Source organism: Enterobacter cloacae complex sp. ECNIH7 (assembly GCF_002208095.1).
Classification (GTDB): Bacteria; Pseudomonadota; Gammaproteobacteria; order Enterobacterales; family Enterobacteriaceae; genus Enterobacter; species Enterobacter cloacae_M.
In genome coordinates this window covers 1,796,725-1,811,676 of sequence record NZ_CP017990.1, presented here as the reverse complement: position 1 = coordinate 1,811,676, position 14,952 = coordinate 1,796,725, and the positions used below count along the sequence as shown (strand labels likewise).

Genomic DNA, 14,952 nt, shown 5'->3' with positions numbered 1-14,952 from the left:
ATTTCACCCATAAAAAAACCCCGCAGTTGCGAGGTTTGTTTTAATTTAACTTATCTATGACAGCCCAGCCTTTTTTCTGGCCTCTTCAAGATATTCTTCTTCGCTTTTCACAGGATGACTGCTTTCAGAAGAAGATGTGAGATCACTACCACAGTGCTTACATTTCACTGCCTCACTCTTGATTAGCTCTGCGCAAAAAGGGCATTTCTTCATGCCATCATCCAACATATTTTTTTCTTCGAAGTGTGGATCTTTCTTTATAAGAATTGAATGCACTAGCGCAATAATAAATAGCAACGCTCCGTAAACCCACCAAGCAAAAAATGACCTCCCTTTACTTTGCGCTATTAACGCAGGGATGAGACCAATTACTATAGCTACCAGTAAAAATTCCATGACTGCCCCCAAGTTTAAAGTTACGATGGCAATCCTAATAATTGGAACGAATAATGTCACTAATTAATGAAGATTTATAAAGCAGACATCCATTCCTCCAGCTCGCTGATCTCCCTGTCTTCTTCCTGCTCACCCCATTTCAGCATCACGTCAGGGATAGTGAATTTCCCGCCCTGAGAGTTCAGCATTGCAACGGAGATCTGTGCCGCCTGTGCATCGGCGCGCCAGTCACCAATCGGGCTGATGCGGTCGAACTCGATCCACATTTTGAGCTCGCTGGCGGTCATGGTCTGGCGCAGTTCGTGGAGAGTACGTCCCAACCGGAGCGCCAGCGACATCATGAAGAAGGTCAGCGGCTGCTTTACGGCTTTCCCGCTTCTTCCTGACTCATCCCAAGGTTGAGGGCCTGAGCCAACAGGCGCGCATGCACAGGACCATAAATTTTAGATACCTGCTCCTGATCTTCATAGCTGAATACGCGCTCGCCGTTTTCATCCAGCAGAACGTCAATAAACAGAACCACATCGGCCTCTTTATTGCGCAGAAATTTTTCCGCCTCTGTCAACGTCGGCGCCTCTTCGCCCTCGGTGAGCTGGGGATTAACGATCTCCCGGAATTTCACCCAGGCATCTCCAGAGGGTTCACGCAGCGTTACCTTTGCGCCATCCCATTCAGGGACCGTAATACCTTCTTTGGTGCGATAGGCTTTCGATGCTGTAAGCGCCACGTTGCGTAATGAATTCTGTGATGTTTTTTGCGGCATTTCATTTTTCTCTTGTTACATGATCGGAGGGATAAAAAAAGCGGCCGAAGCCGCTCAGGAACCAGACGCGTAGATGCGTTTAGGTTTGCCGCGTACACGCAGAGAATATGTAGCACCAACAACGGAAGAGGTTGCAGCAGACCATGAGCTCTGGCGCACCTCAACCAGCACGTAGAAACCGTTGCCAGACGGGAATACCACGCGCAGCGCGCGCAGTTCGTCATTTTCGTAAGCGGTCTGCAGTGCCTCCTGTGCTGCTTCATCGCCAACCCAGTTACGGGTAATGCTCATTTCAGCAGGCGCGGCGAGGCCGTTGGTTTGCTCCTGTTCAGTTGAGCACAGCGTGGTTACGTCGATATCCCCTTTCTGCCCGCCGGTGAAGGTGATCTCCTTTGTTGCACAGGCTGCTTCCAGCCAGGTAACACCAGCACCCGGGAAACCTGAGGCGTTAAAATCCTCGGCGGTTACCGGTGCGTCGGAGACGGCAAAGGTCATCCCCTTTGTAACTTCATACTTACTGGTCATGGTTTCTCCAGATAAAAAAAAGACCGCCGGGGCGGTATGTTATGGTGGGTAAGGTTAAACGGTTACCTGAAATTCCAGCGTTGCCCGGTGATAGCGCTGATCAGGCTCATAGCCCGGCGTTTTCACAATGCTTTCCGGCTTCAGCACCTGCAGAGCATCAAGCGCCATATTCCTGATCGTGCGCGCTTCGGCGATGGTGCTGGAATAGACATCAACCTGCACAGAAACGGCAGATTCAGCCTGACCGCAAAGAACGTCTGCGGCCACGTCGGTAATAATCGAGAAAATTACCCAGGGCGGAGAGACTGAAGGCTTCCCGTCACTGCCGAGTGGGGCAACGTAGGGATAAACCTGCCCTCCGGCCAGCGGCGCCAGCAGAGGATAGAGATCGTCTTCCGTCATTTGCTTAATGCCTCGTCAATGGCCTGGTTCATGCGCCTGATTGCGACCTCCGTCGCCTGCTCCTGGCGTACATCGAACGCGGGACGAATGAAAGGGTGCGGCGGCATGTTAACGGTACCCATTTCGACGAATCGCCAGTAAAAGGCGTTTCTCGGGTTATTTGCCTTCATCGTGTTATCGCTGTTCCCGGTGCGCGGGTTAACACCACGAATGTGGACACCGGAAGAAATTTCCCCGCGGCGGCGGCTTTTTTGGGTCACTACCACCACGTTTTTTTTCAGTTTCCCGGTACGCACCGGCGCGCGGGCGATCACTTCTTCCTTAAGCACTTCGGCGCCAGCGCGCGTGGCATCACGCAGAACCTTGTTGTTTTCAGCGCGGCTAAGCGCCTCCAGATCCTTTGCGATGTCATTCAGCCCGGAAAAATCGAGGCTCGTCTCAATCATTTTTCGGTACCCTGTTTGCAAAGAATTTCGAGCTGAACACCGCGAGAGTCAGGGATTGGCGGACCAATGATATTCAAAATGGCCCCCTTGAACGCGCCAGTCATAACCATGAGTCTGGACGCAGCAGTTATATCGCTACGAAATCGTGTCCATACCCTGATAGTGGCGACTGCGGTTTCAGCACCAGCGGCTACCAGCTCGCGCCCACTAATACCCTTTACTTCTGCCCAGGTTTCTGCGCCGTCATGCCATGTTTCAACAGGCTGGCCAGAAGGATCTCTGGATGTTGTGATGTTCTGAACCACCACCCTGTCTCTCAGTCTTCCGGCCTGCATAAAGTCCTCCTATACCCCGTAAATTCGGTATGGCTGCAGCAGGGCTTCAACTGCAAACGGGACCTCTGCAACGGTCTGACCGACGGCAACTGATTCTCTGTTGGCATACCAGTGACCTATCAGCAGTAACATGGCCGCTTTAACATCATCATTCAGTAGAATCGGGTCCGGATCGTCTGCGTAGCCAGGGGAGCTTTGATTTTCATAGAGCGTTCGCCTTGTCCATGTCTGGACGTACCGCGCCGCCGCTCCGGTGTATAAAGTCAGCAGGGCATCATCACCGGTAAAGTCGGTATCAATTCGGCAGTGCTGTTTCACCACATCTTGATCAATCATTTGTTTGCCCCGAAAAAAAACGGCCCGAAGGCCGCAATATTTATCAGCTACCCGCGCCGGTGCTGAATGAACCGTACACGAACGCCTCAGGGCGTTTCACAGCCAGCGCCAGACGTTCTTCGCAACGGATGGTGATCATGTTTTTCTCGAAGTCGTCGGCGTTCTCCGTGGAGATCACCACGTTCGCATCTTCGCGGTCGAAGATTTGCGCGCCAGCGTTGAATGCACCGGTCAGGAATTTCCCCTGGAAGGCTGCCGCTTCCGTTGCAACAACCGGTAGACCCCACAGTGTCGGGCCAGTCAGTGCCGCCGGGTTTGCCAGGATGTAACGGCCCAGGCTGTCTTTTGTCAGCTCGATCCGCGCCCAGTCAATGAAGTGAAGAACGTGACCGGATGCAGGGAAGCGCGCCAGCTGCGCCTGCAACATTGCCAGACGCAGATCATCAATCCCGCTCTGCTGTTCGACAGTGAACGCCGGATTAAAAGCGGATGCCTGAGGAACGATGCCATGCAGATGAACGCCGGTACCATCACCGAAGAGAATTTCCTGCTCTTCTGCATACTTCAGCCCGTAGCGCATTTCGGCATCAACGGTGGACTGCAACTGTGCGAAGTCATCCAGGATCTGCTTTGAAGCTTTGAACAGGTGGGCGATAGTGCTGACGCCAGTGATTTTAGGCGTGAACTCAATTTCGCTGTATGGTTTCTGCGTATTTTCAGGAACCACTTTCGCGTTATTGGTGAAGCCCGTCTGCTGCACCCAGAAAATAGCCGGGGAGGAAGTGCGACCAGGCGCAATCAGATCGCGGATGAACAGGCGCTGCTTCGGTGCCGTATCGATGCCCGGAATTCGCTGGGGTTCGACGACGCCATCAGGCACATCAGCAGAAGTCAGTGCCGCCTTAACCGGGATACTGATACGTTTGCCACCTTCCACGCCGGAGGCAAAGGTTTTCAACGCTTCAGCAGAGATCACCTGCTGGCCGATTGATTCCACAACGTGCTTCGCGTTTGCCAGCGGCATCTGGGCAACATGTTGCTCCAGTTCGCCCATAGCTGCCTTCAGCGTTTTTTCTGCCTCACGCAGGGCGTTGAACTCAGAAGCCATTTTATCGACGGCTGCCTTTGTTTCTTCTGACAGCTTGCCGGACTTCTGCGCCTCCTTCACCGCTTCTTCTGCTTTCGCGTTGAACTTGCCGGTTGCCTCTTCAATGCTGGCCGTGACTTTTTTCAGAATATCGTTTACTTCAGACATAAAGGGTCCTTATTTGACTAACGCCGCCAGGGCGCTTTCAAGTGAATTGATGGTTTCAGGTTTGATGTCTTCGGCAGCGCCCGGCGTACCGTCGTTGGTGGTGACAGCGCCAGGCATGCCACCGGATAAGGCTTTAATGAGTTTTCTGCGCTCAGATCGTGGGGTGTTGGTCTTGGCCAGCAATGCATCAAGTTTGCGAAGCGCGGCAGCAGGCGATTCGTCGCCGTCGCTGACCGCATCAGCAGAAAGCAGGCTGTCTGCCAGTCCCTTCGCCACAGCATCACTGCCACCGATATAGCTTTCCGCGTCCATCAGCTTCTGTACAGCGGCCATATCAAGGCCGGAGCGCGCCGCGTAGATGTCAGCCATAGCGGTATCGAAGGGTTCCAGTGACTGTGCCAGTTCTGCAAAATCATGGCGGTTTCCCATCGCGTATACCCAGCAGTTGTGGATCATCATGAAGGCACCGCGGCCAATCTGAATATCATCCCCGGCCATCGCAATTATCGAGGCGGCGCTGGCGGCAATGCCCAGCACCTTCACCGTTACACGGCCTTCGTATTCGCGGAGCAGGTTATAAATAGCCAGACCCTCGAACATGTCGCCGCCCGGTGAGTTGATATTCACCGTGACATCGGCGCCGTTCATAGCCCGAAGCGCACCGGCAATACGTTTAGCTGTTACCCCTTCGCCCCAGTAGTCCTGCCCGATAACATCAAAAACAGAAATGCTGTTATCGTCGGTGGCCGCCGCTTTGATCCCGCCGTCCCAGCGGTCCAGTGCGGACGGTAATGTTTCACAGGTAACGCGCGCGCAGGGGCGACCCGCCGGTGCTACCGGAAGTTGTTTTTTGCTCATCAGGAAAGTACTCCTAAGCGGCCTGTTTCAGCGGAGATTGTTCAAAGGAAATATCGGGGAATACGTGGTTATGCAGCTCTCGCAGGGCTAATGCCTGAACAGCAGGGTTGCTGCTTTCGAGATTTTTCAGTTGCGTCAGGTTGAGCTGAACGGTGTAAATATCGCCCCCTTCAATTGGCGGCATGTTCTCCAGACGGCGAACATCATTACGGGACATCCAGCCATTCTGAAGCGCGCTGGTATAGTAAGCAGCACGACCCGCGCTGTCGGCGCGCAGCAGTCCTTCAACGGAGAATTCTGCAAACACTTCGTCATCGCTGTCGAGTAAGCACCGGCCAATTTCCTGCTCAATATTCACCAGCAGCGGTCGAAGTGTATGAGTCAGAAACTGCAGGTTCATACCTTCCAGGCTGGATGCCCAACTGCTTTGTTTCGTGGTGTGACCAACCATGAAAGGCGGCACGCGAAACCAGCGGCAGATCTCCTCAATGCTAAATGCGCGGCTTTCGAGCATCTGAGCATCTTCCGGGTTCATGGTAACGCCCTGGTACGTCAAACCACCCTCAAGAACCATGATTTTCCCGGCGTTTTTCGAACCGGTAAACGCCGCCATGTAACCGCGAAGTTTTTCACGTTGAGTATCATCCAGAGCTTTATCAGAAGAGAGGAATCCTGAACTCTGCAGGCCCTGTTCGAATATCTTCGCCGCGGACTCTTCAACGGCCATTGCTGAACCGATCACATCCCGGCCAGTCTTCATTGGCATCATGCCGCAAACACCGTCCAGACCGAACCCGCGAATGTGCATGATGTTTTTGACCGGAATGACGCGCTCGTTTCCGTTTTCAGTGTATTTGTATTCCAGCACCCCGGTAGTGAGACGTTTAACCACCATGTTCTGCGGCAGTAAAGGCACCAGCGAAACCAGGCGGTTTGCGATGAATTTCTTCTCAATGAAGGCGTTCCCGCGCAGGCAAATACTGGCGACCACCATCAACATAAAGCGTGATGGTGTCATTTCTGAATTGGGGCGGCGGCACAGTATCGAATAGGCCGGATGATCGGTTGCCGCTTTGCGCGAACCGTCAGGCTGTCGAACGTATATTTTCAGCGGAAGGGTTGAAATAGACTCGCTTAACAGCCTTACGCATGCCCACACAGCCGATAGCTGGATGGCTTTATCGGCCGTGACCACCTTTCCGCTGCTGCTGGTGCCAAACCATTCCTCCCAGAACGTGCCGGTAGTCAGGCTGATAGGCACACCAAGCCAGTTAAGCAGAGCGCTTTTCACCCTGCCTGGCCGTTTGTTTTTTTTCATCAGAAACCTACCATGATGGGATTATTGAAGAATCCGGAGAGATCCTGCTGGTCGTTGCCACCGTTAACCAGAACGCGGCTCATTGCTGTGAACAATGCCGCCGGGCCATCAATCTTGGCCTCTGGTGTGGACTTGTTCGGGAAAATGTTCTCGTTCCGGTCAGGTTTGACGGTTACGTTGGACATCATCCAGTTCATTACCGGGTGATCGCTGTGATGGAAGCGGCCGCCGTATACCAGTGCTTCGACCTCTTTCATCGCCTCAGAGAAATTGCGAACCGTCTGCGGCACTTCCACCAGCGGCAGCCCTTCTTCTGCCAGCGCAAGGCTGAACTGCGTCGCACTCCACGGGTCGAAGCCAATTTCTTTCAGACTCTCGCCAGCAACCCACACCTGCAGCTCTTCCTTAATCTGAGCATGGTCGATTACATCCCCGTCGGTAAGGATCAGCTTGTCCATCTCGGCCCACTTACGATAGAGCTCTGCCATCTGGCGTGAACATTTCTCAAGGCGTCCTTCCGGCAGCCAGAATTTAAAATCAGCATGAACGTGGCCACCTGGCGCGCGCCAGACTTTAGCGGCTGCACAGATATCAATTTTGTTTGAAAGGTCAACGCCCACCCAGGATGGATAGGTTTTAAGTTCGTGCTGCGGGGCGATAAACTCGCATTTTTCCCATTTCATCATGTCCATCCAGGCAGACTCAGCGGTAACCCAGATATTCATGTGTTTGGTGAAAAAGTTAATCCTGGCCGAAACCTGCTCTTTCGCCTTTTTAGCCAGGCGGCGCAGATCATCCCAGCGCTTACAGATACCAAGCCCCGGATTCGCCTTCTGCCAGACTTTTTCATCAAAGGGATCGTCACCTTCATCTAAGGTGTAGATGATGGCAAAAAACGTATCGTCTTTAACCAGCCCACGCAGGACCTTGATTGCGTAATCGCGTAGTTCGTAACAGATACCTTCTTTGTTGAAGCCGGCGGTGGTGATACCGAAAAGCAGCGATTGCAGGCGCGCGCCGGTGGCCGTCTCCAGAACGTCCCAGACGTCACGGGTTTTATGAGCATGCAGCTCGTCGACGATGGCGCAGTGGATGTTCAGGCCGTCGAGGTTGTTCGCATCTGATGATAAAGGCTCGAATTTGGAGGCCGTTTGCTCCTGGTAGATAGCGAGCTTGTTGAATTCGAAGATCCGCCCAAGAGTGGCTTTCGCCTTCTTGACCATATTTTTCGCGTCTTCAAAAACAATTCGCGCCTGGTCACGGGTGGTTGCAGCGGAATAAACCTCCGCCCCGCCCTCGCCGTCTGCGCCAGCCATATAAAGCCCTACGCCGGAGCAAAGCGTTGATTTGGCATTTTTACGGGCCACCTCAACATCTGCTGTACGGAAACGCCGAACCATCACCGGCCGACCGCTGCCGTCGTTACGCAGAACGGTTTCCCCCGTCTCTTCGTTAACCAGCGGGATAACAAAACCAAAAATATTAATCAGGATGAAAACATGCCAGTCCATCAGCTCAATAGGCTGGCCTGCCAGAGCGCCTTTTACGTGAGGCACAAAATTATAGAAATTCAGAATGTGCTGCGCGCGCGGCTCACTGAAGAAAATACCGCGCTCTTCGCCGTGTGCCAGATCGTCAAGAAAACGCTGACAGGCAAGGCGCACATACTCACAGGCAATAATTTCCCCAGCTACCACCCTCTCGGCGTAGCGGATGCCTTCAGCAACCTTAGCCATTAATCCCTCGCTTTCATAAACTCGGCCAACGGATCAACCGCATCAGGACCTTTTGCATTCACTTTAGAGCGGCTGGCTGGCGTCATGCCGAACTCGCCGAGCATGGCGCGCAGACGTTTCCAGGCATCAGCTTTCATAATGGCGGCCGGGTGAGCCTTGATCATGCGAATCTCACGCTCTTTGCCTTCGTCTGGCTCTTCGTCGCTATAAACGGCGTAGGTGTAGCCTTCTCTCTCCAGCGTATCGCAGTGATGCCGGTACTCGGTGTAAACCTCAACCAGAAGCTCAAGCGCTCTCGCGTCCAGCTGCGACATGACGCCAAGCGCATCGAGCTCTTCAGCCATACGCCTGAACCAGTATTTCCCCTGCTTGTCGAAATGCTTCGGCGTTGGGGGTACCCCTGCAGCTGGCTTAGGTTCGTTTTCATTAATCGGGCGTTTTGATGGGTTACCCCTCACCAAACGTAGATGGGTCGGGGTTTTCGGTGGTCCAGACATAATCGAAAACTCCTATTAATCATCGAATGGGGGACCCCTAAAAAAAGTTTTCTAACCTGCGGCGATGTGAAAAGAGGTTAGGCGGCGGTCCTTTGGCGCGTCGTTCCTGAACTTTCAACCCGCCCTCCCCCTCGGTCGATTCAAATGATAATTGATGTCATTTGAGCCTTTCGACCGCTGTCTTCGCCCTGTGGCAAGGCTTGCAGAGGCTTTCGAGGTTGGACAGGTCATCGGTCCCCCCATTTGCTTTGGCGGTGATGTGGTCCACCGTCTCAGCGGGTGTATACCTTCCATTTCGCAGGCATTCCTGACAAAGGTGTTTGTCTCTGTCGAGAACGATTGGGCGCAGCTTGTCCCACTTGCTGCCATAACCTCGCTGATGCCTGCTCTGCCCTCGCTGATGCTGCTGCCAGCCTTCGTTAAGGTGCTTGGGACAATAGCCTGAGCGGTCTGTGGTTGTGCCAGGGCAGCCACGCTTGCGGCAAGCTCTCGGTATTAACGCAGGCATCAGGCTAACCTCCACGCCCGGCGGCGCTCTGTTCGTGGCTCTGAGTCAGGGTGACGCTCGACTGATTCAAAGTCTGCATGGTCCACCAGCGAGTAACACGGATAGACCACTGAGCCACCCCATGCATCACCCACAGCGTAATCGGCGGGCTTGCTGTTATCCCAGCGGGATAGCACGCGCTGCACATGCTCAGGCGGGACGCTGTAGCAAACGCCGTGAATGAGTCTCGACAGCGTGATGTAATCAGCGCGAGTCTTATCAGCCACTATTAGCCGCTCAGCAATCTGCATCTGATACTGTGGCGGCCGCCCGGTACCGAGGTAAAAACTCAGCATGTGACACGGGAACCTCGCCAGCCAGACAGCAACCTGATCCATAAACCCACGGACTGGCAGGGCATCGTCCTCCAGCACTACTACCCGACAGGATTGTTCAGCAGCCCATTGCAGCGCGCGGTGATGATTCCAGTTCGCACCGTGATTCCCTTCATCGATAAGCAGGTGTGCGCCAAGTTCGCCAGCCAGCAATGCAGCTGAGGCATAGCGGGAATGGTGACCAACCACAACATACTTCACTTGTGTTTCCACCACGCGGCCTCCTTACCGATACCATCAGTTTTGAAAACGGTATGTACCATAGGGCCGGTGACCAGCCTGTCAGCGAATGGCTGCGCGACAATACCGAACGCCAGCATGTCACCCACCGCGGCGCCAGCCTGTTCTTTCTTCCAGAAACGATAACTCTCGATCCGGTAGTAAAGACGGATGATGCCGTGAGCAAACGCCATGACATCAGCGCGTGTACCGCCCAGCAGTCCAGCGTTAAGCATCACATCGTTGCGGTGCGCTTCAATGAATTCCTGATAGATACGCTCAGGATGATTCTGTTTTGCCCAGGTATCGGCGTAGGTCTTCGGTTCAGAACCGACGTAAACAGTACCGGGCTGCATTTCTTCCCACGGTGCGCGGAGCATTTCGACATCGGTACCATCGGTACACCAGACGAACCGGTATTCAGGGTGATCGCGCAGGTGCTGCCAGATATGCAGCCAGCGCCGAAAGTAGACATTCATCTTTACATCAGGAACGCGATACAACTCGACGTCTGCCGGTGCCTTCTGCAGTTCATCCACCAGCGCGATACGGCCACAATTCCGAAGCGAGGCAGCCCACCTAGTCAGCATGTCAGGTGCGGCCGCCATTTTCGTACCGCGCTGCGGGTCTGGCTGCCTGGTAAGCAACGTTGTGATTACCACGTCTCGCTGAGATCGATATTCGGCATAGCCTGTATAACCTGAATCCCGGCGCTGCCCGTAAATCACAGCGTTCTTTTTATCGAGCGCTTCACGTTCAGGCCTCGGTATGCTGCGCGCGCCTTCTTCGTACTCGTCCATTGAGTGAATCAGCTTTTCAGAGCCAATTACATCAGCGAACGCCCACGACGTTAAACCAGCGTTGTGAATCCGAAGCGCCAGATCGGGATGCTCGTACATGCCGCGACCGTATACCGGATCGAACCCACCCACTTTCTCGATGGCGCTGCGGTGGTAGTACAACATCACGCCGCGCTGCCCGGTGTAAGCAATATGCTTATCATCCCGGTACAAAACGGTCATATCGTTAATCTTTCGCGGACCTGCCAGATCGAGAAACTGATAAGCCAGGTGCGGCTCTGGAGATTCGATATATGGCAGGTGCCAGTTATCGGCGATGGGCCAGGCATCATCATCCCACAGAAAAAGATGCTCGCACCCGGCATCCATCAGGGCTGACAGGCTGGCGTTCTTCGAAGCAACAATGCCGAGTGATGTTTCATGGCGAAGCAGCTGCACGCCGTCGGGTGCTATCGCTGCAGGTTTTGAACCATCATCGACAACCACCACCAGCGCACCGGCTGGCAGATGCTTCTGGTGCTGCTCAATAGCACGCTTTAAAACGTCCGCCCGGTTGTGGGTGGTAATCGCAATGCCGATCCGTGATGAAACGACGCTGGCGGGAGCGTATGGGACACCATCAATAGTGACCTGCATAAAACCTCCCGTCAGATTCCACGCCGTAAGGAAGTCCAGATCGCACCGCCTGGCTGCATAGCTTGTTGAATAGTTTCGTCCACAACATTTTTGATGGACTGCTGTAAGGCGGTCTCTAACGCGTTTTGGTGATTGGCGGCAACCGCCAACTTTTCAGCCAAAATCTTCACGCGGCTTTTACCATCGTCAACATCGAGTGCCATGCCAGCTGCGTACCGTTTGCCACCATAATCCACGTTCATCTTCACGCTGTAGTTCGTAGACAATGTGCCATTGCCGATCAGCGCCTCGTGGATGTAAGCCTTGCCGGTTTTATCAACAAACCAGCCACCTTTAAGGCCATGAAGTGCGCAGCTGTTACGGATCTCTTCGTCCAGCGCCTCAATAATCTCTTCGGTATCGACAGAAGAAACCCCTTCGATCCAGTCACCGGCTCGCCAATCTCGTGCTGAGCCATCTTCTGCAATTGGACGCAGGCGCACCTGCAATCTCTCACCAGCTTTGAGGCCGGAAATAAGGCATACGGTAGCTGGCCAGAAGATGCGTTCTTTCATAAGTCGGCCATCTTCATGAAGGCATTGCAGTTCTAGCACCGCGCAGCCACCCGGCCATTTCCATTCGACGTCCACACCAAAAGGTTTGGGAGTGGTTTTTACGTAAGGGACGATTGAAGGTTCTGACATTTTAATTTTCCTTTTAGACGTGAGCCTGTCGCACGGCAAAGCCGCCGAAAGTTAACGGTTTGCCCAGGCTCACAGCTGAAAGACTTTCTTTGATGTGCGCGTGCGATGCGCATAAAAAAGCCCCGCGATTGCAGGGCAATATCTCATAAATTGAAAGTAAATGGATGAAACTATTTTTTTATGTTTTCGAAAGTGGCTTCTACCATTTTCTTTCCAAACTCACCCATATCTTTATACATAACCTTTAAAAAATTAATTGTGTTTGACGCTGCACCTTCAAATTTCCATTTGCATGCAATAAAATTACAATTAATTAAATTAAAAGGCTGTAACCCCTTATATACAATTTCGCAATTTTCAAAAACGCACCTTTCGTAATGGTTGCCATCCAGTTCGACGATAGTATTATTAAAAGTGCTTGAGATGAATTTATTCATGTTAATTCAAAGCCTTGTGTTGCATCAGTATCCTGAACATCATTACCGATCATTTTACCATTGGCCTGCATGAATCCTCTATCGTTGCTATAATCGCTTGGAGCATAAAGTGCAACATGATTAAAATTCAGCGTCAAAAAAAACACTATTACAAGCCCTGCCGGGAAAAACATTAAAAACCAAAGATATGTACTTTGCTGGGAATCATTAAGAAAAGGTAATACGAGGTTTGCAGAGACCTCTACTATCCCCGCAAAAATACCGATAATCGTTAACGGGTTTTTTATGTGGTTTATCGCGGACAACGCAGATCCCTCCTGAAATCATTTAGGGGGGATTATATCAGCAACTAAATAAAAGAGCATCATCATAGCCGATAATTGAATGCCTGCTGTCATGCTTATCCTTTTGGAATGGTGACTGCTATTGGTTTCTGGCAGTTCGCCTGCCACGCTTTGTTATGCGCCAGGATGTCTTTCTTCGTCTGGCGGTCCATAACGTCGATATCGTGTTCAGTCAGGTAGATCGGCTTTACCCAGTCACAGGCGGTATCAACCACCACCGGGACGCTTCCACGTGTCACGCAGCTCGCGATCAACATCGTCATCAGGCATATGGTTAACTGTCTGCTGAACATTGCTGGCCTCTTTCGTTGTCTCTACCCGGCGTTCTGCTGCTGCGACCGTTGCAGCTGCGTTATCTTCGGTGCGCTGCTGATCTGCTTTTGCTTCTGCTTTGCTTGAGCCGCGAATATGGCCCAGGCCGAAAGCGCCAGCGATGGCGGCAATGACTGCTGCAGCAATACCAATTAAAGTTTCAAACCCCATAGTGACCTCACACCAGCACAGATTTCGCCAGGTTAAACAGCGCGCGGCGTTTATCCAGCCCGTTACGTCCGCCATTGATAAGCAGCGTGACGCGCTCCACGTCGCCGGAATGGAGCAGGCATCCGTGCGAGACGTAGAACCATGCAGCGGAGCGCGCAGCATATTCATCCTGTTCCAGCAATTCAGGCTGGGTTACAAGGTCCAACTTCAGCGCGTTGCCACAGTTGCGGTAATTGCTGAGCCCGGTGATTTGCTTCAGGCCGCGACCGCGATATTTCCAGCCATCACCAGCAACCTGGTTGCCCAAGTTCTTTTTGCCCCACTCACCGCCATAAACCAGATTGGCTATCGCTTTCTGATTTGCCGGTTGCGTTGCCGTTCTGCCGAGTGCGGCGGCCTGCTGGGGAGTAATGCGGTGTCTGCCGAATGTAGGCACTAAGTTTTCAGCCGCGTAATTCAGGTTTTCCACCAGCCGGGTAAATCCCGTGGACTCATGCCCCATCTGTGCGATGAACATGGCCTGATCGAGCGGTGCCGTGATGCCGAATTCCTTCATTGCAGCATCGATATGCTGAAACCAGCGCAAAGCGAGCCCGGCGCTAATGCCAGCCGCCTTTTGAAATAGTATTTGGTTCATTAGTGCCTCAGAAGATCAACCAGACGCGCCAGATTTCCCCGGACCTTCATAACAGCTGCGCATATCAGGAGGTTTGCCACTACCACCAGCCAACTGGAGTCACGATAGAGGCCGAAGATGAATTGCCACGGGATTACTGCGTAAACCAGGATGATTATATACGCCAGGATTGAGATGAAAGGACGGTGCCGGGCACCATGGCGCTGGTAGAACATCAGAACGACGACGATCACCGAGCAGATAAACGCGTTTAAGACAGCTGACGGGTCAATTACCATTTCCCCCTCCTCCGCGTAACCGTGAGAAAAAACCGAACAGGGTGTTCAGGTCCTGGTTATTAAGAAAAGTTAGGATTTTTATACACAGCGCAGACAGAATCACTGCACCAAGTGCATCCAGTGGTTTTTCATAACTCGATGCAGCATTTAGCCATGATCCAACAAACCCGGCACCAAGCACTCCAACAATGAATGAGGTCAGGAAGTATGCAGCCAGGCGCGCACGCGTAAGGTTTGCAGCTGTCGCAACGTAAAACACCGCGCCACCAAACGCTCCAAACACCACTCCGAAATCAGTATGAGTAAAGACACCGTACAGGACTGAAACCAGCAGACCACCAGCCGCTACCGTAGTGCCAGAAACAGGATCGGACATTTAGCCCCCTCTTATTGCTGTGAATCCTCTCAGAAAATTTGAGGGGAGATAAAAAAAGCCCGCTTTTGAAGGCGGGCTAATGAGTGACTATTGTAAGTAAGGTAGGTAGTCGTGAGTATTGCTAACTGACCAGAGTGATGCAGTATCGGGCTGATTCACTATGGTTCAGGAGAACCATCAGTCAGTTATCTTAGACCCACAACTCAAAGCGTAGCAGCAGTTAACAAAAACATAAAAAAAACCTGCTTTTTAGGGCAGGCTCTCAAGGAATTTGGTGCTTTTATTGTTGTTATCATGGTGCCGGGTGCCT

At 52.6% G+C, this 14,952-nt stretch carries 24 protein-coding genes; all 24 read right to left on the bottom strand.

What is annotated here, in order from left to right; all coding sequences use genetic code 11:
- Positions 1-54: 54 nt before the first annotated feature.
- Positions 55-396, bottom strand: coding sequence for a zinc ribbon domain-containing protein (locus WM95_RS08905; RefSeq protein ID WP_088545036.1), 342 nt, complete (start codon positions 394-396; stop codon positions 55-57).
- 74 nt (positions 397-470) lie between these two features.
- Positions 471-734, bottom strand: coding sequence for a phage tail assembly protein T (locus WM95_RS08900; RefSeq protein WP_088545035.1), 264 nt, complete (start codon positions 732-734; stop codon positions 471-473).
- Between the two features lie 23 nt (positions 735-757).
- Entirely contained in the window at positions 758-1,159 is a 402-nt protein-coding gene (locus WM95_RS08895; protein ID WP_088544740.1) for a phage tail assembly chaperone, read from the bottom strand.
- A gap of 54 nt (positions 1,160-1,213) precedes the next feature.
- Entirely contained in the window at positions 1,214-1,684 is a 471-nt protein-coding gene (locus WM95_RS08890; RefSeq protein WP_000202242.1) for a phage tail tube protein, read from the bottom strand.
- A gap of 54 nt (positions 1,685-1,738) precedes the next feature.
- Entirely contained in the window at positions 1,739-2,086 is a 348-nt protein-coding gene (gene gp17 / locus WM95_RS08885; protein WP_088544739.1) for a tail completion protein gp17, read from the bottom strand.
- Positions 2,083-2,532 carry an HK97-gp10 family putative phage morphogenesis protein gene (locus tag WM95_RS08880; RefSeq protein WP_016063565.1) on the bottom strand — a complete coding sequence of 150 codons (450 nt, stop codon included), beginning with the start codon at positions 2,530-2,532 and terminating at the stop codon, positions 2,083-2,085. The genes gp17 and WM95_RS08880 overlap by 4 nt, the downstream gene beginning before the upstream one ends.
- The gene (locus tag WM95_RS08875) at positions 2,529-2,867 is read right to left on the bottom strand and encodes a phage head closure protein (protein WP_088544738.1); all 339 of its coding nucleotides are present in this window, start codon (positions 2,865-2,867) and stop codon (positions 2,529-2,531) included. Before WM95_RS08875 ends, WM95_RS08880 begins: the two co-directional genes overlap by 4 nt.
- Before the next feature lie 9 nt (positions 2,868-2,876).
- A complete protein-coding gene (locus tag WM95_RS08870; protein WP_088544737.1) occupies positions 2,877-3,203 on the bottom strand; it encodes a head-tail connector protein in 327 nt (108 codons plus the stop codon).
- 43 nt (positions 3,204-3,246) lie between these two features.
- Positions 3,247-4,458 (bottom strand): phage major capsid protein, encoded by a 1,212-nt coding sequence (locus WM95_RS08865; RefSeq protein WP_088544736.1) that lies wholly within the window; start codon positions 4,456-4,458, stop codon positions 3,247-3,249.
- 9 nt (positions 4,459-4,467) lie between these two features.
- Positions 4,468-5,316 carry a head maturation protease, ClpP-related gene (locus WM95_RS08860; RefSeq protein ID WP_088544735.1) on the bottom strand — a complete coding sequence of 283 codons (849 nt, stop codon included), beginning with the start codon at positions 5,314-5,316 and terminating at the stop codon, positions 4,468-4,470.
- A gap of 13 nt (positions 5,317-5,329) precedes the next feature.
- A complete protein-coding gene (locus WM95_RS08855) occupies positions 5,330-6,634 on the bottom strand; it encodes a phage portal protein (RefSeq protein ID WP_088544734.1) in 1,305 nt (434 codons plus the stop codon).
- Entirely contained in the window at positions 6,634-8,370 is a 1,737-nt protein-coding gene (locus tag WM95_RS08850) for a terminase large subunit (protein ID WP_042889604.1), read from the bottom strand. Before WM95_RS08850 ends, WM95_RS08855 begins: the two co-directional genes overlap by 1 nt.
- Positions 8,370-8,867, bottom strand: a complete 498-nt coding sequence (locus tag WM95_RS08845; RefSeq protein WP_045326830.1) for a phage terminase small subunit P27 family — start codon at positions 8,865-8,867, stop codon at positions 8,370-8,372. Before WM95_RS08845 ends, WM95_RS08850 begins: the two co-directional genes overlap by 1 nt.
- A gap of 157 nt (positions 8,868-9,024) precedes the next feature.
- A complete protein-coding gene (locus WM95_RS08840; RefSeq protein WP_088544733.1) occupies positions 9,025-9,375 on the bottom strand; it encodes an HNH endonuclease in 351 nt (116 codons plus the stop codon).
- Entirely contained in the window at positions 9,375-9,965 is a 591-nt protein-coding gene (locus WM95_RS08835; RefSeq protein ID WP_088544732.1) for a hypothetical protein, read from the bottom strand. The genes WM95_RS08840 and WM95_RS08835 overlap by 1 nt, the downstream gene beginning before the upstream one ends.
- Positions 9,947-11,404 carry a glycosyltransferase family 2 protein gene (locus WM95_RS08830; RefSeq protein WP_088544731.1) on the bottom strand — a complete coding sequence of 486 codons (1,458 nt, stop codon included), beginning with the start codon at positions 11,402-11,404 and terminating at the stop codon, positions 9,947-9,949. Before WM95_RS08830 ends, WM95_RS08835 begins: the two co-directional genes overlap by 19 nt.
- An 11-nt stretch (positions 11,405-11,415) precedes the next feature.
- Entirely contained in the window at positions 11,416-12,087 is a 672-nt protein-coding gene (locus WM95_RS08825) for a phage tail tip fiber protein (protein ID WP_088544730.1), read from the bottom strand.
- A gap of 170 nt (positions 12,088-12,257) precedes the next feature.
- Positions 12,258-12,524 carry a hypothetical protein gene (locus tag WM95_RS08820; RefSeq protein ID WP_058651205.1) on the bottom strand — a complete coding sequence of 89 codons (267 nt, stop codon included), beginning with the start codon at positions 12,522-12,524 and terminating at the stop codon, positions 12,258-12,260.
- A complete protein-coding gene (locus WM95_RS08815; protein ID WP_001274212.1) occupies positions 12,521-12,829 on the bottom strand; it encodes a hypothetical protein in 309 nt (102 codons plus the stop codon). Before WM95_RS08815 ends, WM95_RS08820 begins: the two co-directional genes overlap by 4 nt.
- 95 nt (positions 12,830-12,924) lie before the next feature.
- A complete protein-coding gene (locus tag WM95_RS27395) occupies positions 12,925-13,086 on the bottom strand; it encodes a hypothetical protein (protein WP_072204810.1) in 162 nt (53 codons plus the stop codon).
- Positions 13,076-13,351: a hypothetical protein gene (locus WM95_RS08805; protein ID WP_058651203.1), complete on the bottom strand. Its 276-nt coding sequence runs from the start codon at positions 13,349-13,351 to the stop codon at positions 13,076-13,078. Before WM95_RS08805 ends, WM95_RS27395 begins: the two co-directional genes overlap by 11 nt.
- 7 nt (positions 13,352-13,358) lie before the next feature.
- The gene (locus tag WM95_RS08800; protein WP_058651202.1) at positions 13,359-13,988 is read right to left on the bottom strand and encodes a glycoside hydrolase family 19 protein; all 630 of its coding nucleotides are present in this window, start codon (positions 13,986-13,988) and stop codon (positions 13,359-13,361) included.
- Positions 13,988-14,266: a phage holin family protein gene (locus tag WM95_RS08795; RefSeq protein ID WP_058651201.1), complete on the bottom strand. Its 279-nt coding sequence runs from the start codon at positions 14,264-14,266 to the stop codon at positions 13,988-13,990. Before WM95_RS08795 ends, WM95_RS08800 begins: the two co-directional genes overlap by 1 nt.
- On the bottom strand, positions 14,256-14,642 hold the full coding sequence (locus WM95_RS08790; RefSeq protein ID WP_048703153.1) for a phage holin family protein: 387 nt from the start codon (positions 14,640-14,642) through the stop codon (positions 14,256-14,258). The genes WM95_RS08795 and WM95_RS08790 overlap by 11 nt, the downstream gene beginning before the upstream one ends.
- Positions 14,643-14,952 lie beyond the last annotated feature (310 nt).